Source organism: Salinispora oceanensis (assembly GCF_000383575.1).
In the GTDB taxonomy this organism is placed as follows: domain Bacteria; phylum Actinomycetota; class Actinomycetes; order Mycobacteriales; family Micromonosporaceae; genus Micromonospora; species Micromonospora oceanensis.
Window position 1 is genome coordinate 741527 of the sequence record NZ_KB911579.1, and the last position, 21534, is coordinate 763060.

At 63.9% G+C, this 21534-nt stretch carries 14 protein-coding genes, 2 tRNA genes and 3 rRNA genes; 5 read left to right on the forward strand and 14 right to left on the reverse strand.

Features of this window, described 5'->3' with window-relative positions; genetic code table 11:
• Nucleotides 1–4 precede the first annotated feature (4 nt).
• The 3 genes from SALPAC4_RS0103165 to SALPAC4_RS0103175 are packed head-to-tail and all read right to left on the reverse strand — an operon-like array spanning nucleotide 5 to nucleotide 4421.
• Nucleotides 5–475 carry a DUF4233 domain-containing protein gene (locus tag SALPAC4_RS0103165; protein WP_019869141.1) on the reverse strand — a complete coding sequence of 157 codons (471 nt, stop codon included), beginning with the start codon at nucleotides 473–475 and terminating at the stop codon, nucleotides 5–7.
• The gene (locus SALPAC4_RS0103170) at nucleotides 472–1806 is read right to left on the reverse strand and encodes a bifunctional folylpolyglutamate synthase/dihydrofolate synthase (protein WP_018733478.1); all 1335 of its coding nucleotides are present in this window, start codon (nucleotides 1804–1806) and stop codon (nucleotides 472–474) included. Before SALPAC4_RS0103170 ends, SALPAC4_RS0103165 begins: the two co-directional genes overlap by 4 nt.
• Complete coding sequence (locus tag SALPAC4_RS0103175; RefSeq protein WP_019869142.1) at nucleotides 1803–4421, reverse strand: valine--tRNA ligase; 2619 nt, start codon at nucleotides 4419–4421, stop codon at nucleotides 1803–1805. The genes SALPAC4_RS0103170 and SALPAC4_RS0103175 overlap by 4 nt, the downstream gene beginning before the upstream one ends.
• A 70-nt stretch (nucleotides 4422–4491) precedes the next feature.
• Between SALPAC4_RS0103175 and SALPAC4_RS0103180 the strand changes: the two genes are divergently transcribed.
• On the forward strand, nucleotides 4492–5172 hold the full coding sequence (locus tag SALPAC4_RS0103180; RefSeq protein ID WP_019869143.1) for a hypothetical protein: 681 nt from the start codon (nucleotides 4492–4494) through the stop codon (nucleotides 5170–5172).
• Between the two features lie 155 nt (nucleotides 5173–5327).
• Here SALPAC4_RS0103180 and rrf read toward each other — a convergent pair.
• From rrf to SALPAC4_RS0103200, 3 genes are all read right to left on the reverse strand, one after another.
• Nucleotides 5328–5444, reverse strand: a 5S ribosomal RNA gene (gene rrf, locus SALPAC4_RS0103185).
• Nucleotides 5445–5528: 84 nt separating this feature from the next.
• Nucleotides 5529–8636: ribosomal RNA gene (locus tag SALPAC4_RS0103190) — 23S ribosomal RNA — on the reverse strand.
• Between the two features lie 416 nt (nucleotides 8637–9052).
• Nucleotides 9053–10568 (reverse strand): 16S ribosomal RNA (locus SALPAC4_RS0103200).
• The 16S, 23S and 5S rRNA genes sit together here, the layout of an rRNA operon.
• A gap of 639 nt (nucleotides 10569–11207) precedes the next feature.
• Between SALPAC4_RS0103200 and SALPAC4_RS0103205 the strand changes: the two genes are divergently transcribed.
• A complete protein-coding gene (locus tag SALPAC4_RS0103205) occupies nucleotides 11208–11429 on the forward strand; it encodes a hypothetical protein (RefSeq protein WP_018732818.1) in 222 nt (73 codons plus the stop codon).
• Nucleotides 11430–11524: 95 nt separating this feature from the next.
• Here SALPAC4_RS0103205 and SALPAC4_RS0103210 read toward each other — a convergent pair whose 3' ends face one another.
• The 6 genes from SALPAC4_RS0103210 to SALPAC4_RS0103235 all read right to left on the reverse strand — a co-directional run bounded on the left by SALPAC4_RS0103210 (nucleotide 11525) and on the right by SALPAC4_RS0103235 (nucleotide 16994).
• A complete protein-coding gene (locus SALPAC4_RS0103210) occupies nucleotides 11525–12322 on the reverse strand; it encodes a carbon-nitrogen hydrolase family protein (RefSeq protein WP_019869145.1) in 798 nt (265 codons plus the stop codon).
• A 125-nt stretch (nucleotides 12323–12447) separates the two neighbouring features.
• The gene (gene clpX, locus SALPAC4_RS0103215) at nucleotides 12448–13737 is read right to left on the reverse strand and encodes an ATP-dependent Clp protease ATP-binding subunit ClpX (protein ID WP_019869146.1); all 1290 of its coding nucleotides are present in this window, start codon (nucleotides 13735–13737) and stop codon (nucleotides 12448–12450) included.
• 204 nt (nucleotides 13738–13941) lie between these two features.
• A complete protein-coding gene (locus tag SALPAC4_RS0103220; RefSeq protein WP_018216646.1) occupies nucleotides 13942–14604 on the reverse strand; it encodes an ATP-dependent Clp protease proteolytic subunit in 663 nt (220 codons plus the stop codon).
• Between the two features lie 14 nt (nucleotides 14605–14618).
• Nucleotides 14619–15260, reverse strand: coding sequence for an ATP-dependent Clp protease proteolytic subunit (locus SALPAC4_RS0103225; RefSeq protein ID WP_018216647.1), 642 nt, complete (start codon nucleotides 15258–15260; stop codon nucleotides 14619–14621).
• A 171-nt stretch (nucleotides 15261–15431) separates the two neighbouring features.
• Complete coding sequence (gene tig / locus SALPAC4_RS0103230) at nucleotides 15432–16778, reverse strand: trigger factor (protein ID WP_019869147.1); 1347 nt, start codon at nucleotides 16776–16778, stop codon at nucleotides 15432–15434.
• Between the two features lie 142 nt (nucleotides 16779–16920).
• Nucleotides 16921–16994 (reverse strand) — tRNA-Pro (locus SALPAC4_RS0103235).
• A gap of 281 nt (nucleotides 16995–17275) precedes the next feature.
• Between SALPAC4_RS0103235 and SALPAC4_RS0103240 the strand changes: the two genes are divergently transcribed.
• Nucleotides 17276–17349: transfer RNA gene (locus tag SALPAC4_RS0103240), tRNA-Gly, on the forward strand.
• 53 nt (nucleotides 17350–17402) lie between these two features.
• On the opposite strand, the gene SALPAC4_RS28210 is transcribed toward SALPAC4_RS0103240, so the two are convergent.
• Both SALPAC4_RS28210 and SALPAC4_RS27685 read right to left on the reverse strand, forming a co-directional pair.
• Entirely contained in the window at nucleotides 17403–17594 is a 192-nt protein-coding gene (locus tag SALPAC4_RS28210; RefSeq protein WP_109746112.1) for a hypothetical protein, read from the reverse strand.
• Nucleotides 17595–18310: 716 nt separating this feature from the next.
• Nucleotides 18311–19753, reverse strand: coding sequence for a hypothetical protein (locus tag SALPAC4_RS27685; RefSeq protein WP_162562139.1), 1443 nt, complete (start codon nucleotides 19751–19753; stop codon nucleotides 18311–18313).
• 576 nt (nucleotides 19754–20329) lie between these two features.
• Here SALPAC4_RS27685 and SALPAC4_RS0103255 point away from each other — a divergent pair.
• Both SALPAC4_RS0103255 and SALPAC4_RS0103260 read left to right on the forward strand, forming a co-directional pair.
• Nucleotides 20330–20581, forward strand: coding sequence for a hypothetical protein (locus SALPAC4_RS0103255; RefSeq protein WP_223874686.1), 252 nt, complete (start codon nucleotides 20330–20332; stop codon nucleotides 20579–20581).
• A gap of 326 nt (nucleotides 20582–20907) precedes the next feature.
• Complete coding sequence (locus SALPAC4_RS0103260; RefSeq protein ID WP_019869151.1) at nucleotides 20908–21492, forward strand: uridine kinase family protein; 585 nt, start codon at nucleotides 20908–20910, stop codon at nucleotides 21490–21492.
• The last annotated feature ends 42 nt before the right edge of the window (nucleotides 21493–21534 follow it).

Sequence of the window (21534 nt, forward strand, 5' to 3'; positions counted from 1 at the left end):
TCGGTCAGCCGAGGATCACCCGCCGCACGTGCAGGGCGTACGCCCACACCAACGCGAAGATGACCCCGAGCACCAGCAGCGACCAGTGCAACGCACCGGCGAGCAGCAACGCGCCCTGCAGAACGATCCCCGCCGACCAGGCCCAGGCACGACGGATCACTCCGGCCAGCAGCACCGCCACCACCGCCAGCGCCACCACAGCCGCGATCGCGGCAGCACTCAGCCCGCCGTCGACCACCCGCATCGGCTGGATGGCCAGCACCAGGACCAGGGCCTCCAGGCTCAGGAGCCCGGCACCGAGACCGGCCACCGCCCGCTGCGGATTACGCAACCCGGAGCGGCGCGGCGGCACCCCCGAGCCCTTCGACAGCCCGGCCGCCGGCTCCGACCCCGGGGACAGCCCGGTCGCCGGTCCTGAGCCCTTCGGCAGCCCGGCCGCCGGCCCCGAGCCGGTTGGACGCCCGGCGGCGGTCATCGCTTCAGCAGCCGGCGGGCGTCGGCCACGGTCACCACCGAACCGGTGACGAGTACGCCGATCCCGGCCAGCTCACCCGGGACATCCTGCTCGGCCAGCGCCACCGCCGCCTCAATGGCGTCCGGCATCTGCTCCGCCACCACCACTCGATCTGGGCCGAAGACATCGACGGCGAGCGTCGCCAACTCCCGGGTCGGCATCGCCCGCGGCGAACTGTTGCGGGTGACCACCAACTGGTCAACCACCGGTTCCAGCAGTTCGAGCAGACCGAACGCGTCCTTGTCACCGAGGACGCCGAGGACGGCTACCAGTTTGCTGAACGCGAACTCCTCCTGCAGCGCGGTGACCGTGGCCGCCATGCCCTGCGGGTTGTGCGCGCCGTCGAGCAGTACGGTCGGCGCGGTACGGACCCGCTCCAACCGCCCCGGCGAGCTCACCGCGGCGAACCCCTCCCGGACCGTCTCGACGTCCAGTTGGCGGCGGGCCCCCGCGCCGAGGAAGGCCTCCACGGCCGCGAGCGCCACGGCGGCGTTCTGCGCCTGGTGGGCACCGTGCAACGGGACGAAGAGCTCCTCGTACTGCCCGCCGAGCCCCTGCAGGGTGAGTACCTGGCCACCAACCGCGACGGCCCGACGCAGCACGCCAAACTCGGCGCCCTCTCGGGCGATCGTCGCGCCGACCTCGGCGCAGCGCTCGAGCACCGGACGCGCCGCCTCCTCCTCCTGCCCGGCCGAGATCACCGTCGCGCCCTTGTGAATGATGCCCGCCTTGTGCAGCGCGATGTCGGCGATCGTGTCGCCGAGCCATTCGGTGTGGTCGAGCCCGATCGGGGTTAACACCGTGACGCCGGCCTGAAGGACGTTGGTCGAGTCCTCCGCCCCACCGAGGCCCACCTCGACGACGGCGACATCCACCGGTGCGTCGGCGAAGGTGGCGAACGCCAGCGCCGTGGTCAGGTCGAAGTAGGTCAGGGGCTCCGCGGAGCGCTGGTCAACGAGTCGGGCCAGCGGCGCCACCTCGCGGTAGGTGTTGACGAACCGCTGTTCGTCAACCGGCTCACCGTCCAGGCTGATCCGCTCGCGAACGGTCTCCAGGTGTGGGCTGGTGTACCGCCCGGTACGCAGCCCGAACGCCCGCAGCAGCGAGTCGATCATCCGGGCTGTCGAGGTCTTTCCGTTGGTGCCGGTGAGGTGGATCGACGGGTACGCCCGCTGTGGGCTCCCGAGCAGGTCCAGCAACATCTCGATGCGGTCCAGCTCGAAGACCATCCGGGTGAACCCCCGAGTGGCGAGTTCCGCCTCGACGGCAGCGAAGTCAGTCTGCTCGGTCACGAGGAGAGGGCCTCCAAAGCTGTATCGATTCGCACCAGGTCGGCCTCGGCGGCGGCGAGCCGGTCCCGGATCTTCTGCACCACCGGCTCGGGCGCCTTCCCCACGAACGCCGGGTTGTCGAGCTTCGTCCGGGCCTGTCCGGCCTCCTTCGCCGCCGCCGCCCGGTCCTTGGTCAACCGCGCCCGCTCGGCCGCCACGTCGATCGACCCACGGGTGTCCAACGCGACGCCCACCTCACCGGGCAGGGTGAGAGTGGCACTGGCCTGGAAGTCCGAGCCCGCCGCGTCGAGGCGCACCAGCGACCGGATCAGCGGTTCGTGCCCGGCGATGCCGGCGCCGGCCAACCCGTCGAGCCGGGCCACGACCCGCTGGGTCGGACGCAGCCCCTGGTCGGAGCGGAACCGCCGGATCTCGGTGACCACCCGCTGGAGCGTGCCGACCTCCGACTCCGCGGCCGGGTCAACCAACGCCCGGTCGGCGGCCGGCCAAGCTGCCGTCATAACCGTCTCACCGCCGGTCAAGGCGATCCACAACTCGTCGGTAATGAACGGGATCACCGGGTGCAGTAGCCGCAGCAGGTGGTCCAGCACCTGCCCGAGGACGCGCCGGGTGGCGTCCGCAGCCGGCCCACCGGCGGCCAGGAGCGGTTTGGTCAACTCCACGTACCAGTCGCAGACCTCATCCCACGCGAAGTGGTAGAGCAGGTCACAGACCTTTGCGAACTCGTACGCCTCGAACTGCTCGGTCGCCTCCGCGGTGACGCGCGCGAGCCGGGACAGAATCCACCGGTCGACTGTTGACAGCTCCGTCGCCGGCGGTAGCGCCCCCTGGGTGTGCGCGCCATTCAACAAGGCGAACCGGGTCGCGTTCCAGAGCTTGTTGCAGAAGTTGCGGGAGCCCTGGCACCACTCTTCGCTGACGGCGACGTCCCCACCAGGGTTCGCACCACGGGCCAAGGTGAACCGGGTGGCGTCGGCGCCGAACCGATCAATCCAGTCCAGCGGATCGACCACGTTGCCGAACGACTTCGACATCTTCTTGCCGTGCTCGTCGCGGACCATGCCGTGCAGCGCCACCACATCGAAGGGCTGCCGGCCGTCCATCGCGTACAGGCCGAACATCATCATCCGGGCGACCCAGAAGAAGAGGATGTCGTAGCCGGTGACCAGGACGCTCGTCGGGTAGAACTTGGCCAGCTCCGGAGTCTGCTCCGGCCAGCCGAGGGTGGAGAAGGGCCACAGGCCGCTGGAGAACCAGGTGTCCAGGACATCCTCGTCCTGGCGCCAACCGTCGCCGGCCGGCGGCGTCTCATCCGGGCCGACGCAGACGACCTCACCGGCCGGGCCGTACCAGACCGGGATGCGGTGCCCCCACCACAGCTGGCGGGAGATGCACCAGTCGTGCATGTTGTCGACCCAGGCGAAATAACGCTTGGCCAGCTCCGCCGGCTCAATCTTCACCCGTCCGTCCCGCACCGCGTCACCAGCCGCCTTGGCCAACGGCGAGGTGTTGATGAACCACTGCAACGACAGGCGGGGCTCCACCGTGGTGCGGCAGCGCGAGCAGTGACCGACCGCATGCGTGTACGGGCGCTTCTCGGCCACAATCCGGCCCTGTTCACGCAGGGCGGCGACGATAGCGGGGCGCGCCTCGTACCGGTCCAGGCCCGCGAACGGCCCGGGCGCCGTGATGACCCCCCGCTCGTCCATGATCGTGTGAGACGGCAGGTCGTGTCGCTGGCCGATCTCAAAGTCGTTCGGGTCGTGGGCCGGGGTCACCTTCACCATGCCGGTGCCGAAGGTCGGGTCAACGTGCTCGTCCCCGACGATCGGAATGCGCCGGCCGGTCAGCGGCAGCTCGACCTCGGTGCCGATCAGGTGTTGGTAGCGCTCGTCCTCGGGGTGCACCGCGATGGCGGTGTCACCGAGCATCGTCTCCGCTCGGGTGGTCGCCACCACGACCTCGTCGCTGTATCGGATCGACACCAGCTCACCGTCGTCGTCCGTGTGCTCCACCTCAATGTCCGACAGCGCGGTGAGGCAGCGCGGACACCAGTTGATGATCCGCTCGGCCCGGTAGATCAACCCGTCGTCGTACAGCGCCTTGAACATCGTTTGGACGGCCCGCGACAGGCCCTCGTCCATGGTGAAGCGCTCCCGCTCCCAGTCCACGGAGTCGCCGAGGCGGCGCATCTGCCCGAGGATCGCACCCCCGGACTCGGCCTTCCACTGCCAGACCCGCTCCACGAACGCCTCTCGGCCGAGGTCATGCCGGGACAGGCCCTGCTCGCCCAGCTGCCGCTCCACGACGTTCTGGGTGGCGATACCGGCATGGTCCATGCCGGGCAGCCAGAGCGTCTCGTAGCCCTGCATGCGCTTACGCCGGACCAGCGCGTCCTGCATCGTGTGGTCCAGCGCGTGCCCCATGTGCAGCGAGCCGGTGACGTTCGGTGGCGGAATGACGATGGTGTACGGGGGCTTGTCGCTCTCCGCCGACGCGCGGAAGTGTCCGCCGGCTACCCACTGCTCGTACCGTCGCTGCTCCACCTCGCCCGGCAGGTACTGGCCGGCAAGGGTCGGGGCGTCGGGGCGTCGGGCATCCAGTCTCTCGGTCACCCCTGGAAGTCTACGGAGAGCTTCCGCGGACCTTACGTGCGCCACCAGGGCTTCGCGTACGGTGTCGGTTATGTCCAACGGGCACCTCAGTGAGCGCGCCGTCGACGGGGCCCCCGAGCCAGTCAACCTAACCGAAGAGCCGATCCGCCTCAATGGCGAGGATCCGGCGCTGAGGCCCAAACAAGCGGGTGTCCAAGCTCGTCGCCGCCGGGTGGCGTGGCTGCTCGCAAGCGCCGTGGGCCTCGCTGGCGCCGGGGCGTTCGGCGCCCTGGCCTGGCCCATCCTCCAGCAGCGGGACGCCACGGTAACCAGCCCCGCGCAGCTGGCCGGGTTGAGCCGGGACGACAGCGAGCCGGCCCGCAGCACCGCCGACTATCTCCGGAACGGGTTCGCGGCCAACATCGAGTTGGACCAGAGCTTCGGAACCGTCTACCGGGATCCGGCCGGCGAACGCCGCCCGGTGCTCGTCTTCGGCGGCACCACGCTGCTCTGGCAACCCGAACGCGACCTGGACAGCCTCTTCGGGCTGATGGCCGACGAGACTGGTCAGGTGAGTGGGCTGCGGAGCCTCTCCCCGGGCCCTCTTGGTGGCGTCCTGAAGTGTGGCACTACCAGCGGCGTGGGTGGGGAGTTCGCCGTGTGTGGCTGGGCAGATCATGGAAGCGTGGTGATGGGCCTGTTTCCGGATCATCCGGCGGTGGAAGCCGGGGACCTGTTCCGGAAGATGCGCAACGAAATGCAGACCCGCTGATCGGAGGCGGCGCGCCAACCCAGGTACGGAGGTCGTTGGCTGCGGCGGCCTTGAGATTGGCCAGCTGTCGTGGCTGTTGTTGTGGGGGAATGCTTTGTTGGCTGGAAATGCGTTGAGGGCCGACCCGGGTAGGGTCGGCCCTCAACTGAAGTTTTGCCCGGCGGTGTCCTACTCTCCCACACCCTCCCGAGTGCAGTACCATCGGCGCTGGAGGGCTTAGCTTCCGGGTTCGGAATGTAACCGGGCGTTTCCCCTCCGCCATGACCGCCGTAACACTTATCGACATATCAAACACACCCAACACCACAGGCAATGTTTGTTTGCCAAGAGTTACACAGTGGACGCGCAGCAACTTAGTAATCAAGTCCTCGGCCTATTAGTACCGGTCAACTGAACCCGTTACCGAGCTTACATTTCCGGCCTATCAACCCAGTCGTCTAGCTGGGGGCCTTACCCCACCAAAGGTGGATGGGATACCTCATCTTGAAGCAGGCTTCCCGCTTAGATGCTTTCAGCGGTTATCCCTTCCGAACGTAGCTAACCAGCCGTGCCCCTGGCGGGACAACTGGCACACCAGAGGTTCGTCCGTCCCGGTCCTCTCGTACTAGGGACAGCCCTTCTCAAGTATCCTACGCGCACGGCGGATAGGGACCGAACTGTCTCACGACGTTCTAAACCCAGCTCGCGTACCGCTTTAATGGGCGAACAGCCCAACCCTTGGGACCTGCTACAGCCCCAGGATGCGACGAGCCGACATCGAGGTGCCAAACCATCCCGTCGATATGGACTCTTGGGGAAGATCAGCCTGTTATCCCCGGGGTACCTTTTATCCGTTGAGCGACACCGCTTCCATTCGCCAGTGCCGGATCACTAGTCCCGACTTTCGTCCCTGCTCGACCCGTCAGTCTCACAGTCAAGCTCCCTTGTGCACTTACACTCAACACCTGATTGCCAACCAGGCTGAGGGAACCTTTGGGCGCCTCCGTTACCCTTTAGGAGGCAACCGCCCCAGTTAAACTACCCACCAGACACTGTCCCTGAACCGGATAACGGTCCGAAGTTAGATACCCAAACCAACCAGAGTGGTATTTCAAGATTGCCTCCACATGCACTGGCGTGCACACTTCACCGGCTCCCACCTATCCTACACAAGCTAATTCAGATACCAATGTCAAGCTATAGTAAAGGTCCCGGGGTCTTTCCGTCCTGCCGCGCGTAACGAGCATCTTTACTCGTAATGCAATTTCGCCGGGCCTGTGGTTGAGACAGTGGGGAAGTCGTTACGCCATTCGTGCAGGTCGGAACTTACCCGACAAGGAATTTCGCTACCTTAGGATGGTTATAGTTACCACCGCCGTTTACTGGCGCTTAAGTTCTCCGCTTCGCCCCGAAAGACTAACAGGTCCCCTTAACGTTCCAGCACCGGGCAGGCGTCAGTCCATATACATCGAATTACTTCTTCGCATGGACCTGTGTTTTTAGTAAACAGTCGCTTCCCCCTGCTCTCTGCGGCCATACAACGCTCCAGCAGCACGTGCCTTCACGTCTCCGGCCCCCCTTCTCCCAAAGTTACGGGGGCAATTTGCCGAGTTCCTTAACCACAGTTCACCCGATCGCCTTGGTATTCTCTACCTGACCACCTGTGTCGGTTTAGGGTACGGGCCGCTCGGAACTCGCTAGAGGCTTTTCTCGACAGCATAGGATCACTGACTTCACCTGAATCGGCTCGGCATCACGTCTCAGCCACACGCGCCGCGGATTTACCTACGACACAGCCTACACGCTTACCCCGGCACAACCACCGGCCGGGCTCAGCTACCTTCCTGCGTCACCCCATCGCTTGACTACTACCCGCCAGGTTCCCACGCTCCCCCAGCACAGTCCGAAGACCACACCAAGCTCGGATGGTTAGCACAACGAGGTTCATCAGGGACGCTCCTTCGCGGGTACGGGAATATCAACCCGTTATCCATCGACTACGCCTCTCGGCCTCGCCTTAGGCCCCGACTCACCCAGGGCGGATTAACCTGGCCCTGGAACCCTTGGTCATCCGGCGGAAGGGTTTCTCACCCTTCTTTCGCTACTCATGCCTGCATTCTCACTCGCACCGTGTCCACAACTCGATCACTCGGCTGCTTCACCCCCGGCACGACGCTCCCCTACCCATCCACACACCTACACACAACCCAAAGGCCATGCGAAGTACACGCGTGAATGCCACAGCTTCGGCGGTGTGCTTGAGCCCCGCTACATTGTCGGCGCGGAACCACTTGACCAGTGAGCTATTACGCACTCTTTCAAGGATGGCTGCTTCTAAGCCAACCTCCTGGTTGTCTATGCGACCCCACATCCTTTTCCACTTAGCACACGCTTAGGGGCCTTAGCTGGTGATCTGGGCTGTTTCCCTCTCGACTACGAAGCTTATCCCCCGCAGTCTCACTGCCGCGCTCTCACTTACCGGCATTCGGAGTTTGGCTGATTTCGGTAAGCTTGTAGGCCCCCTAGACCATCCAGTGCTCTACCTCCGGCAAGAAACACACGACGCTGCACCTAAATGCATTTCGGGGAGAACCAGCTATCACGGAGTTTGATTGGCCTTTCACCCCTAACCACAGGTCATCCCCCAACTTTTCAACGTTGGTGGGTTCGGCCCTCCACGCAGTCTTACCCACGCTTCAGCCTGCCCATGGCTAGATCACTCCGCTTCGGGTCTAGGACACGCGACTCTAACGCCCTATTCAGACTCGCTTTCGCTACGGCTCCCCCACCCGGGTTAACCTCGCCACATGCCACTAACTCGCAGGCTCATTCTTCAAAAGGCACGCCGTCACCCCTAAAGGCTCCGACGGATTGTAGGCGAACGGTTTCAGGTACTATTTCACTCCCCTCCCGGGGTACTTTTCACCATTCCCTCACGGTACTATCCGCTATCGGTCACCAGGAAGTATTTAGGCTTACCAGATGGTCCTGGCAGATTCACGGCAGATTACAGGAGTCCGCCGCTACTCGGGAACACCCACAGGAGACTGGCAGTTTTCACCTACCGGACTTTCACCGTCTACGGTCAGCCATTCCAGACTGTTCAACTAACCACCAGCTTTATCACTCCCCACACGAGTGTCAGCCCGTGTCGCAGGATCCCACAACCCCGACCACGCAACCCCTGACAGGTATCACACGCCGCCGGTTTAGCCCCAATCCGCTTTCGCTCGCCACTACTCACGGAATCACATATTGTTTTCTCTTCCTACGGGTACTGAGATGTTTCACTTCCCCGCGTTCCCTCCACACACCCTATGAGTTCAGGTGCAGGTGACATCACATGACTGATGCCAGGTTTCCCCATTCGGACATCCTGGGATCACAGCTCGGTTGACAACTCCCCCAGGCCTTTCGCGGCCTCCCACGTCCTTCATCGGCTCCTGGTGCCAAGGCATCCACCGTTCGCCCTTGACAACTTGACCACAAAGATGCTCGCGTCCACTGTGTAATTCTCAACAAACAACCAACCCGCAACCACCACCCCGCACCAGCAACACCAACCCCACCCCACAAGGGCAGAACCAGCACCCGGTATACGAGACAAGCCACGCCAGGCAACACCGCCACCCCCGCAACACCACCAACCGGCGACATCACAGGAACAACGGCCCAAGAAACAACCACACGGTCATTCCTTCAGGACCCAACAGGGTGTCCAACGCCAACCCCAGCCGCATCATCAAACCCCTTCCAACCACCCCCCAAACAGGGAGCGTGTACAAGAGCATCAAACCGCTGCCAAAACTGACTAGCCAGTGTCTCCGACCAATGAGCACCCCATCACCCAACACAGGCAACCGAGGCTCCATACCGCCCTTCGACGGATGGCGCTCCTTAGAAAGGAGGTGATCCAGCCGCACCTTCCGGTACGGCTACCTTGTTACGACTTCGTCCCAATCGCCAGCCCCACCTTCGACGGCTCCCCCCACAAGGGTTAGGCCACCGGCTTCGGGTGTTGCCGACTTTCGTGACGTGACGGGCGGTGTGTACAAGGCCCGGGAACGTATTCACCGCAGCGTTGCTGATCTGCGATTACTAGCGACTCCGGCTTCACGGGGTCGAGTTGCAGACCCCGATCCGAACTGAGACCGGCTTTTTGGGATTCGCTCCACCTCACGGTATCGCAGCCCATTGTACCGGCCATTGTAGCATGCGTGAAGCCCTGGACATAAGGGGCATGATGACTTGACGTCATCCCCACCTTCCTCCGAGTTGACCCCGGCAGTCTTCGATGAGTCCCCGCCATAACGCGCTGGCAACATCGAACAAGGGTTGCGCTCGTTGCGGGACTTAACCCAACATCTCACGACACGAGCTGACGACAGCCATGCACCACCTGTCACCGGCCCCGAAGGACCCCCCATCTCTGAAGGATTTCCGGCGATGTCAAACCCAGGTAAGGTTCTTCGCGTTGCATCGAATTAATCCGCATGCTCCGCCGCTTGTGCGGGCCCCCGTCAATTCCTTTGAGTTTTAGCCTTGCGGCCGTACTCCCCAGGCGGGGCGCTTAATGCGTTAGCTGCGGCACAGAGAACCGGAGAGGCCCCCCACACCTAGCGCCCAACGTTTACAGCGTGGACTACCAGGGTATCTAATCCTGTTCGCTCCCCACGCTTTCGCTCCTCAGCGTCAGTATCGGCCCAGAGACCCGCCTTCGCCACCGGTGTTCCTCCTGATATCTGCGCATTTCACCGCTACACCAGGAATTCCAGTCTCCCCTACCGAACTCTAGCCTGCCCGTATCGACTGCAAGCCCGAAGTTGAGCCACGGGTTTTCACAGTCGACGCGACAAGCCGCCTACGAGCTCTTTACGCCCAATAAATCCGGACAACGCTCGCGCCCTACGTCTTACCGCGGCTGCTGGCACGTAGTTGGCCGGCGCTTCTTCTGCAGGTACCGTCACAAACGCTTCGTCCCTGCTGAAAGAGGTTTACAACCCGAAGGCCGTCATCCCTCACGCGGCGTCGCTGCATCAGGCTTCCGCCCATTGTGCAAGATTCCCCACTGCTGCCTCCCGTAGGAGTCTGGGCCGTGTCTCAGTCCCAGTGTGGCCGGTCGCCCTCTCAGGCCGGCTACCCGTCGCCGCCTTGGTAGGCCATTACCCCACCAACAAGCTGATAGGCCGCGAGTCCATCCCAAGCCGAAAAATCTTTCCACCAACCACCATGCGGCAGCCAGTCATATCCGGTATTAGCCCCGGTTTCCCGGGGTTATCCCAAAGCCTGGGGCAGGTTACTCACGTGTTACTCACCCGTTCGCCGCTCGAGTACCCCGAAGGGCCTTTCCGCTCGACTTGCATGTGTTAAGCACGCCGCCAGCGTTCGTCCTGAGCCAGGATCAAACTCTCCAACAAAAACTTGAAGAAAATCCCAGCAACAAAAAACAATTTGCTGCCAAATTCAAGCCCAAGCCAACCCACCAAACAGCAGGCCAACCCAGACCAAAACGGCACTGGCTTTCCAAACACCCTGTTGAGTTCTCAAAGAACAACCACACACCATCAGAACCCCAAACCAGGGCCCCTCCGGAGGCAACCGCTCTAAACTACCCGGACTATTCCGTGATCGTCAACCTGACGTTTCAGGCGACAAACTCGTCCTTTGCCGGCCCACAATCACGCACGCTAACTTCGCGGTCGCTACTATTGTGGGAATCGACAGACCGGCCGACGTCCGCTTCGCGGCCATCCGCCCGGCTCCTGCCGGCTTCAGTACTCTACCCGGTCGGCTTCGTGATTGCAACTCCGTCTCCGGAAGTTCCTCACACCGCCCGCGCCCCAGCCCCGCTCGGCTATATCGCCACGGCCCTGGTGCCCGCTCTCTGCCGGTTTGCCCCGGCTTCCCGCGTGCAGAGAGAAAGTTACGCGGTCGCTCCGCAGAAGGCAAATCAAGATCCATCACTGGTGCCAGTCGGCCGTGGCAAACCTCCGGCAACCACCCACTCAACCGTGTGCGGAGGACCCGGAACCGCCCATCCGTGGGAGAGTGTCTGCATGGCCGAGCTGACAGCGACCCCGGTGCTGGCCAAGGACACGCTGCTCGGCCTACTCCTGCCGTTCTGGCAACTCGTCATCGGCGCCGTCGTACTCGTCGTCCTGGTCCTGTCCATCGGCCGGCTCGCTCGCCGGGGACCGTCCCGAATGACGACGGCCCTCCTGGTCACGGCCGCTGCCATCGTCGGCCTCGCAACGATCGGTGTACTGCTCCAGGGCTGAGGATGGCCTTCAACGGACGGTCTTCAACGAACAGCCGCCCCACCGACGAGCCGCTCACCGCCGGCGACTCCGAACGCGCGGACGGGCTCAGAAAGCTAGAGACGACGGTTGGCCAGGCTCGGCAACTCGGCCCGGACCGTTCGCAGCCGCTCCAGGTCGAGGTCGACAATCGCGAGGCCAGCACCATCCGGCACCTGGGCGAGCACCGTCCCCCAGGGATCTATCACCATGCTGCGCCCAAAGCAGGTGCGGCTCGGCTCGTGGTCCCCCGTCTGTGCGGCAGCCGCAACGAAGCACTGGTTCTCGATGGCGCGGGCGCGCAACAGCACCTCCCAGTGGTCCCGCCCCGTGTGCAACATGAAAGCTGCCGGGACAAGGAGTAGGTCTGCCTCGCCGTCCGTGACGAGCTGGCGATAGAGCTCGGGGAAACGAAGGTCGTAGCAGATCGACAGCCCGACCCGAATGCCCTCCACGTCAACGACGACCGGCTGCGAGCCGGCAGCGACCGTGGCTGACTCCAGGTACGACACGCGCCCGGGAATCTCCACGTCGTACAGGTGGATCTTGCGGTAGCTGGCAGCGAGCGCCCCGGAACGGTCGAACACCAGGCAGGTGTTGTACGAATGCTCCGGGTCCGGACCCCGCTCGTGGATCGAGCCAACGACGACCCAGATGCCGAGCCGCTGCGCGACGTCGGCGAAGAACTGCCCGACCTCCCCGTCCACCGGCTCCGCGTCCGGTTGCCCCACGACCGGACCGAGATAGTCGACGTACTCGGGGAGGATCGCGAGATCGGCACCACCGGCTGCCGCCCGCTTCAGCAGGGCCTCGGCGGCAGCCAGATTCGTCTCTCGGTCATCCCGGGCGTTCAACTGGCAGACCGCGACACGCATGGACCCAGGTTACGGGCAGGGAAGTCAACGGAACAGGAGCAGGACTACGGCCACGTCAAAGTCGGCAACAGCGGAGCGCCCAGAACCTCGAGGGCCCGGTTAGACCCCAGCGTGAGTCAGCTCGATCACGCCGACTTCTCCTCACGCTCCCGCCGCGCCCGACGGCTGGTGAACTCACGCGGAACGATCGTTGGGTTCACGTTCTCCAACACCACTTCACGATTGATCAGAACGCGGGCCGCGTCGGGGTTGCTGGGCACCTCGTACATCACGGAGAGCAGCACCTCCTCCATGATCGCGCGGAGTCCGCGGGCGCCGGTGCCGCGGAGCATCGCCTGGTCGGCGATCGCCTCCAGGGCCGACTGCTCGAACTCCAGCTCGACGCCGTCCAACTCGAAGAGGCGCTGGTACTGCCGGACGAGCGCATTGCGCGGCTCGGTGAGGATCTGCACCAGGGCCTCACGGTCGAGGCTGCGAACGTTGGTGATCACCGGGAGCCGACCGATGAACTCGGGGATCAGGCCGAACTTCAGCATGTCCTCCGGCATCACCTGGCTGAAGGTGTCGTCGGTCGAACGCTCCGAGACCGCCCGTAGCCGGGCACCGAAACCCGTCCCACCGTGACCGGTACGCGCCTCAATGATCTGGTCGAGGCCCGCGAAGGCACCGCCGCAGATGAAGAGCACGTTGGTGGTGTCGATCTGAATGAACTCCTGATGTGGATGCTTACGGCCGCCCTGGGGCGGAACGTTCGCAACCGTCCCCTCCAGCATCTTGAGCAGCGCCTGCTGCACACCCTCGCCGGAGACATCGCGAGTGATCGACGGATTCTCCGACTTACGCGCGATCTTGTCGACCTCGTCGATATAGATGATCCCGGTCTCGGCGCGTTTGATGTCGTAGTCGGCGGCCTGGATCAGCTTGAGGAGGATGTTCTCGACATCCTCCCCGACGTATCCGGCCTCGGTCAGGGCCGTGGCGTCCGCGATGGCGAATGGCACGTTGAGCATCCGGGCCAGGGTCTGTGCCAGGTGGGTCTTGCCGCATCCCGTGGGGCCGAGCAGCAGGATGTTGGACTTGGCCAACTCAACGCTGTCCGCGCTGGGCGCGCCGGCCGCCTCGGCCTGAATTCGCTTGTAGTGGTTGTAGACCGCGACGGCGAGAGCTTTCTTGGCCTGAGCCTGACCCACGACGTAACTATCGAGGAACTGGCAGATCTCCATCGGCTTGGGAAGCTCTTCCCACTTCACTTCGCCCGACTCGGCTAGCTCTTCCTCGATGATCTCGTTACAGAGATCGATACACTCGTCGCAGATATAGACGCCGGGACCAGCGATAAGCTTCTTGACCTGCTTCTGCGATTTCCCACAAAAGGAGCACTTCAGTAGGTCGCCGCCGTCACCGATCCGTGCCACCCACAGTCTCCCTGCACTCGTCGGCCAGCGATCCGGCCATGGCCCCGGACACCGCGCGCCGCCCATCTCAGCTACCTGCCGGATCGACCGGCGAAGCGGTACAGACCCGACGTTACCCGCTGGCGCGGGTTTCTCCGACCCCTAAAACGGGTGTGTCAGAGGTCGGTCGAGGCTACCCCCGGCCGACCTCTGACCTGATCCGGCTCAGTTGGCGGCGTTAGCGGCCAGTAAGCCCTTCTTACGGCTGGTGAGGATGGTGTCGACCAGCCCGTACTCACGGGACTCCTCGGCCGTCATAATCTTATCCCGATCGATATCCTTACGGACCTTCTCCACCGGCTGGTTGCAGTGCCGGGAGAGCATCTCTTCCAGCTGGGTACGCATCCGCAGAATCTCCCGGGCCTGGATCTCGATATCCGAGCCCTGCCCGTAGCCCCCTTCAGTGGCAGGCTGGTGGATGATGATCCGCGAATTCGGCAGCGCCATCCGCTTACCGGGCGTGCCGGCCGAGAGCAGCACCGCCGCCGCACTGGCCGCCTGCCCCAGGCAGACCGTCTGGATATCCGGCCGCACGTACTGCATGGTGTCGTAGATCGCCGTCATGGCCGTGAACGAGCCGCCCGGCGAGTTGATGTACATGATGATGTCGCGGTCCGGGTCGGTGCCCTCCAGCGTGAGCAGCTGGGCCATCACGTCGTTGGCCGACGCGTCATCCACCTGGACCCCGAGGAAGATGATCCGATCCTCGAAGAGCTTGTTGTACGGGTTGGATTCCTTCACCCCGTACGACGTGCGCTCGACGAACGACGGCAGGACATAGCGGTTGTGCACGGCCGCGAACTGCGGCGGCAGGCTCAGGTCGGTCATCGTCAGCTCCTCGCTCAGCTCAGGGTCCCGGCGCCTTCCGGAACCTGAGCGGCCCCGGTGATCACCTTGTCGATGAAGCCGTACTCCATGGCCTCCTGGGCGGTGAACCAACGGTCACGGTCCGAGTCCGCCTCGATCTCCGCCTGAGTCTGGCCGGTGTGGAAAGCGACCCGCTCCTGGAACATCCGCTTGGTGTAGAGCATCTGCTCCGCCTGGATAGCAATGTCCGAGGCAGTACCGCCCATGCCACCCGATGGCTGGTGCATCATGATCCGGGCATGCGGCAGGGCGTACCGCTTGCCCTTGGTGCCGGCGCAGAGCAGAAGCTGACCCATTGAGGCCGCCATGCCCATCGCCACCGTGGACACGTCATTGTCGATGAACTGCATCGTGTCGTAGATCGCCATGCCCGAGTAGACCGAGCCGCCCGGCGAGTTGATCCAGAGGTTGATGTCGCGGTCCGGGTCCTCCGCGGCGAGCAGCAGCAGCTGCGCGCAGATGCGGTTGGCGACCTGGTCAGTCACCTCGCTGCCCAGGAAGATGATCCGCTCCTTGAGCAACCGGTTGTAGACCGAGTCGTCGAGGTTGCCAATGTTGTCGCCACCGCGGGCGTCGATCGCCCGGAGCGGCGTCGGCGGGATGTGCATGTCGGTCATGGCAGCCCTTCGCTCTCCGTACCGTCCTACCCGACACTAACGGCTCGACCGAGTGGCAGAACCCCGGTCGGGGCACTGTTCGCTCTCAGCGCAGCCCGGTCAGGCGTACCCAAAAACAGGTTTCGGCCGTCGCCCCAGCCAAACGGCAGGGACGGCGGCCGAAACCTACGATCATTCCGCGTGAGCGTGCGCGGCCTCGTTCTCGGCGCGCAGGGCGTCGAGGCTTACCGCCTCGCCGGTAGCGTCCTTGATCGTGATGTGATCCATGATCGAAGCCAGGGCCTTGCCCCGCCGGACGTCACCGTAGACCGCGCCGGCGGCACCGGAGCGGACCAGCTGGTCGTAGAACTGCTGCGGCGCCACCCCGGCCCGCTGCGCCCGGTGCACGATCTCGTGGCCGAACTCGTCGTCGGAGACCTGAATCTCCTGCGCGTCGGCGACGGTGTCCAGCAGGAGCTGAATCTTCACGCCCTGGGTGGCCGCCTCGGTCAGCTCGGTGTTGATCTGCTCCTCGGTCTTCTCCTCGGCCGCGAGGTACTCCTCCATCGAGGCACCGATCCGCTCGAGCTGATCCACCATCGACGCCTTGCGGCTCTCGACCTCCTCGCGGACAACACCCTCCGGCGCCGGCACCTCGGCCGCCTCAACAATCTGCTCAAGGGCCTTGTCCCGGGCGGCGTAGATCTGCTCGACCTGCTTGCTCCGGGTCACCCGCTCGCGGACGTCGTCGCGAAGCTCCGCCATGGTGTCGAACTCACTCGCCAGCTCGGCGAACTCGTCGTCCAGCTCCGGCAGCTCCTTCTCCTTGACCGTGCGGACCGTCACCGAGACCTCGGCGTCGCGACCGGCGTAGTCCCCGCCGACGAGCTGTGTGGTGAAGGTGGTGCTCGCGTCGGCCGCCAATCCGACGACGGCCTCGTCCAGGCCCGGCAGGAGCTGCTTGCTGCCGACCTCGTGCGAGAGGTTGGTCGCCGAGCCCCCCGGGACCTCCTCGCCGTCAACGGTCGCGTTCAGGTCGATCTGCACGAAGTCGCCCTCGGCGGCAGCCCGCTCGACGGTCTTCAGCGTCGCGAACCGCTCCCGCAGGCTCTGCACCTGCTCATCGAGCTCGCTGTCATCGATCTTCAGCTCGTCAACAGTCACCTCGACCGTCGACAGGTCGGGAAGGTTGAGCTCCGGCCGGATGTCCACCTCGGCGGTGAAGTTGAGCGAGTCGCCGTCCGCGAACTCGGTGATCTCGACCTCGGGACGACCCAGCGTCTTCAGGTCGTGCTCGCGCACCGCCGAGAGGATGTTCTGCGGGATGGCCTCCTGGACCGCCTCGTTGAGCACGGTGCCCCGGCCGACCCGCTGATCGATCACGGCAGCCGGAACCTTCCCCCGACGGAAGCCGGGAACCTGGACCTGCTGGCCGATCTCCCGGTACGCCTTCTTGAGGCTCGGCTCGAGCTCGACGAACGGCACCTCGATGGCGAGCCGCACGCGCGTCGGGCTCAGAGTCTCGACGGTGCTCTTCACAGGCGTACTCCTTGACGGATCTTGGTGGTCTGGGCGCTTCTTCAGCCCATCGAGTGTAGGCGAGCCGGTACGGCCTGCAGGCAGTGCCCGGGAACCACGCGTAGAACGGCGGCGCCCGGGTCGACCCGGCCGCGAACGACAGTCGGGGTGGCGGGATTTGAACCCACGGCCCCTCGCTCCCAAAGCGAGTGCGCTACCAAGCTGCGCCACACCCCGTGGCGGGATGCAGTCTATGCCGTCCACGCCCACGCACACTTCCCCGGGGCCACATCCGATCGCGTGTTCCGCCGTTGGGTCGACCGACGGAGCCCACCGGCCGGCTCGTGGCGGACGGCAACAGCAACCCGTCCGGTCGCACCGCACCCCCCAGGAGCAGCACTGTCCCGAGCGCACCCGGACCGGGCCCGAGGCTCGTTCCCGACCACAGCCATGGGCAGGCTGCGCGGAGATCGGCGGCATTGGGTACGCTGTCGGCGCGCCTCCACACGGAGGCCGTCGCGGGCGTAGCTCAATGGTAGAGCTTCAGTCTTCCAAACTGACGGTGCGGGTTCGATTCCCGTCGCCCGCTCCACCGCACTCCGGCCCAGGTCAACGGCACGATCGCCGAACCTGGGCCGTTCTCGTTCAGCTTTCTTTGATCTTGCATGCCATTCGCGTGCCAATAGCACCGGCCGTGCCGCCCGAGGCCGCTTCACGTGCCGTCCGCCCGGTCTTGCCCTTGGCTGCCTTCCGCTTCGTCGACTCGTCGCCGGCCCCGCCTGACTGCGTCGGCCCGTCCCCGGCCGCCGTGGTCGGCTTGCCCTTGATCGATTGCATCAGGGTCCCGGGGGCTCGCCCGGTCGCCGCCGCCAGGTTGTTGCCCGTGTGCCGCAGGTCGTGAGTGGAATTGGGGGGGCATGCCAGCCGCCCGCAGCGCCATTGCCCAATCGACCGCGGCCGAAAGTTGCCGGAACGCAGCACCGCCCCCTGTCCCCGGTAAAGACCAGCGCTTCCGACCCTTCCCCACGAACTCGTCCAGGTGATCGGCCAACACGAGCCGAGCCGCCGCCGGCAGCGTCACCACCCGATTGCCCTCCTCCGGCTTCGGCGGCCCGAACTCCATCCGGTTTGCGCAACGCCGCCAGCTCACCCCAGCGCAGCCCGGAGTACTCGGCGACGATCACCAACGCGGAGAACCGGACCGGCATCCGGTCCGCGAGCGCGAGCGCCTGGACTACGGTCACCGCCGGCCGCTCCGACGTGTGATAGCGGTCATAACCCGGATACGGCACGGGTTATGCCGGATCAGCTCGTCTTCCTGCACAGCGGTGAGGATCGCTCGCAGCAGCGAGTGCGCCTCGACCGCCTGCGGTTCGCTCGTGCCGCCGTCGAGCAACGTGCGCCGCCAGGTAGGGATGGTCGGCGGCTTGACCGCACCCAGGGCGAGCCCGCCGAGGTGCGGACCCTAAGCCGACACTTCCGGATGCCGCTCGGCCTGGGCAATACGAGCACACCGCGTCGGAATCTCGGGCCATAGAGTTGCGCCAGGCATCTTAAAGGTAGTACTCCGTCTCGTAATAGCGCCGGAATCCACTCGGGAGGGATTCGCTCGGAACCCACTCCGCAATCACGTCACTGAGCGCAAAACCAACCGTCATGCTGGGCATTACGAGCGCATCTGCTGCCCGCTGATAGGAAGCAAACTCTAGATGCTTACGAATCTCACCCTCGACGCTAGCTAAACCTTCAATCATATTTGGCGGCTTCGTTCGCGTGCGACCGGAGGAATCTCTGGCCAAGTCCTCAAATACTCGCTTCGCATCAGTCGACACCTTATCGGTCGTTATCACGAAGGCCTCATCGGCCCCGTATCTGACCCTTCGATAGTTGAATGGATGGGCATCCCCCGGCCCGAATTCTCGATCTTTAAGTTCAAAGATCCACAACTTACTCATGAACTCGATGATGATGTCAACTTCCTCACCCGAGTCCTCAAGGTTCCAGACTATGGAGCGGGTCGGGATGCCTAGGTCTACCAGTCGCTTAGTCACCCATACCGTCATCCAATGAGACCCCTGCGCCAACGAGCGCCCGAGTGTAGATACGCTGTATCCTTCACTCAAAAGTTCCTGCGAGTAGGTTCGCGCACATTTGCCGCACCTAATATTTGCGATGGGTGCCGTTTGTGTCTCGTTGGCATTCGAGAAACGTGCCAGCGGGGCAGAGGTACCCTTGCAGGCAAGTAGAAACTCAGTGGAGGTTAGTCCGGCAGACGCAAGATCGGTAAGCGCTGCCTGCACTACTTCCCGCTTAGCGCCTCGCCGAGCAAGGATGTCCGATTCCCTTCCGAACCCGGCTTCACTCAACTCCCTTAGCAGTTCACGGTTCGCCTGAATGCTCAAAACATCGGCGCCCTTTACCGTCTCACCACCAAGATCGGGGCTGGAAAAACGAGCGGCAGTCGCTTCCGAGGCCAGCTTTTCAAGAAGCCTCTCTAAGCGCGGCGACTCAAGGTCCACCTCCTCCCATTTAAGGGAAGCCGAACCCTTCGAGTGTTTAGCCACTTGCTCCTCGAAGGCTTCAAGGAAGTCCTTCAAGATCTCATCCGAATCTGCACTCTCCTTCGCCACGACCCCAATTAAAATGCTCCGCCTTAGCTTTTTACGTCGAATCGCCGGAGAGTATTCCATGACCTCGTAATTGTAGAAATCTTCTGGGTGGTTCGACTCTCGAACGTTGGTTATCGAGATAATCGCATCATCTTTGAAGAAGACGTCGCCAGCACCCCCCGCAGACGCTCCAGCCGCGCCACGATAGCGACCCAGTGAAATTCGCATTGATTTTATGCTGGCCAGTCCTGCCATTCGGGCAAACGATCTCTCTGCTGCTAGCGCCGCGGGCTGCCAACGCTTTTGCTCAAGCATTCCGTCTAAATACTTCCGAAAGTTTTCCTGCGTGACATCGTGTCGCGCATACATGTAACTTACTTTAAGCATGTACCTCTCCACGCCTTGGGGTTCGGCAACTGTAATTGAAGAACAATGGTGCCGCAATTGCGCAAATCCGCCGAACGACTGCCAGCACTTAACTTTCCGCCATTTTGGGTACTTTGCGACTAGCAGGTGTCTACAAGCTGACAGATTGGCGAAGGGTCGGCGTGTGAACCTAGCGGTTAGAAGCTAGGAGTCCTAGAATAGTTTCTGCGTCCCGCAGAGGTGCATGGTAGGCAGCGAGCCCTACCTGATAGGTAATCATCTCGGCAGGGTCACCGGAGTAGGTTGGCCGATGCTTCAACCCCCGTCGCAACTTCGACGCTTACGCCTCGACCTGTACGTATTCCATGTGATCGGTCACTGCCGAAACGTTCTCGAAGGATCAAGGCACGGCGCTGGCCCGCCGAAAGGCGTACAGATCGGCGAGGAAGTCGTCCAACTCTTCGTCGGACTCGACAGGTCCGGCCGGGCCAGGTCGTCAACGGAGGCGACCGGCCGCACACCCTGCCGGCGGGCCAACTCCTCCGCCGGCACATGCTCAGCGGTCGGCCACTCGGGCTTGAGCCGCACCAAGGAACGTTGGACAGCAGTGGCGCCCCACGGCTGCTGTTGGTTCCGTCGGCGGACGCCAACCTGGGCACGGCAGCTGAGTATCAGAACAAGGTCGATGGCCGCCACTCCATCGTCCTGCTGTCGCTGGACTCGCTCCGGGAGCCACCGGAGAAGGCTATTCGAGTGCTTGCTACGTATGCAGGACAGCGGTTCATCAACGGAACCCCGGACCCCGCAGTAGAGACGGAATCTCCCGGCATCCCGCCCGACCTGAGCTAGGCGATAACCCGGGCTCGCAGCTACCCCCACGCTCCAGCCTGACTTCTCCGGTCGGCCAGATCTCGGCCACGCCGGACGTCTCACCCAGCCTGAGCCTCACACTTGCCAACGGATCAAACGGAGTCAGCAGTTCGTCCCGGAGCTGCACCCCATGCCTCTTGGCTGATTCCGCCCAGGGCCCAGCCTCGCTTGAGGAATCTGCACAACTCGACAATGGCAGGTAGGTCGAGCGGGTCCATGACTGCACCGTACGGCGGTGGGCCGGGATGACCGCGAGGGCCTTCAACCGCCGCTTCTGATCATGGTTGGCGCGGTAGGGTCTCGCCGTGACCGTCAACACCATCGATCGGCTTGCCGCCGCTGTTGCCGCCCGTAGGCCGATCAACGGCATCCGCATCGTAGGCATCGACGGCCCGAGCGGCTCCGGAAAGAGCCACCTTGCCCGTGACCTCTCGACGGCGCTCCACGCGCCGATCATCGAGATCGACGACTTCGTATCGTGGGACAACTTCGCCGGCTGGTGGCCTCGCTTCGAGGCCCAGGTACTCACCCCGCTGCTTGACGGCCAGGATGCCCACTATCAAGCGCGGGACTGGACGGACTGGTACGGCAACAGGCTCGGCGAGTGGAAGACCCAGCCCTGGGTACCGGTCGTGATCTTCGAAGGACTCACCTGCACCCGTCGCGACACGATCGGTCGGCTCGCCTACGCGGTCTGGGTCGACGCTCCGGCACCGTTACGGCTGGCGCGCGGCCTCGCCCGCGACTGCTCCTTCGCCGGTGCCGCGCAGCTCTGGCAGAAGTGGATGGCCGAGGAGGAGAAGTTCTTCGCCGCCGACGGCACCCGTGATCGCGCCGACCTCGTCATCGACACCGCACACCGCACACCGCACACCGAGGCTGACCGCTAACGCACATCTGGGGCTACCCCCCGTTCCCGGTGAAGGCCTGTC

Excerpts from the sequence above, each read along its gene's own strand:
- SALPAC4_RS0103165 (WP_019869141.1), bottom strand. The coding sequence starts at position 475 with ATGACCGCCGCCGGGCGTCCAACCGGCTCGGGGCCGGCGGCCGGGCTG.
- SALPAC4_RS0103180 (WP_019869143.1), top strand. The coding sequence starts at position 4,492 with ATGTCCAACGGGCACCTCAGTGAGCGCGCCGTCGACGGGGCCCCCGAG.
- SALPAC4_RS0103205 (WP_018732818.1), top strand. The coding sequence starts at position 11,208 with ATGGCCGAGCTGACAGCGACCCCGGTGCTGGCCAAGGACACGCTGCTC.
- SALPAC4_RS0103210 (WP_019869145.1), bottom strand. The coding sequence starts at position 12,322 with ATGCGTGTCGCGGTCTGCCAGTTGAACGCCCGGGATGACCGAGAGACG.
- SALPAC4_RS0103220 (WP_018216646.1), bottom strand. The coding sequence starts at position 14,604 with ATGACCGACCTGAGCCTGCCGCCGCAGTTCGCGGCCGTGCACAACCGC.
- SALPAC4_RS0103225 (WP_018216647.1), bottom strand. The coding sequence starts at position 15,260 with ATGACCGACATGCACATCCCGCCGACGCCGCTCCGGGCGATCGACGCC.
- SALPAC4_RS28210 (WP_109746112.1), bottom strand. The coding sequence starts at position 17,594 with ATGCAATCGATCAAGGGCAAGCCGACCACGGCGGCCGGGGACGGGCCG.
- SALPAC4_RS27685 (WP_162562139.1), bottom strand. The coding sequence starts at position 19,753 with ATGCTTAAAGTAAGTTACATGTATGCGCGACACGATGTCACGCAGGAA.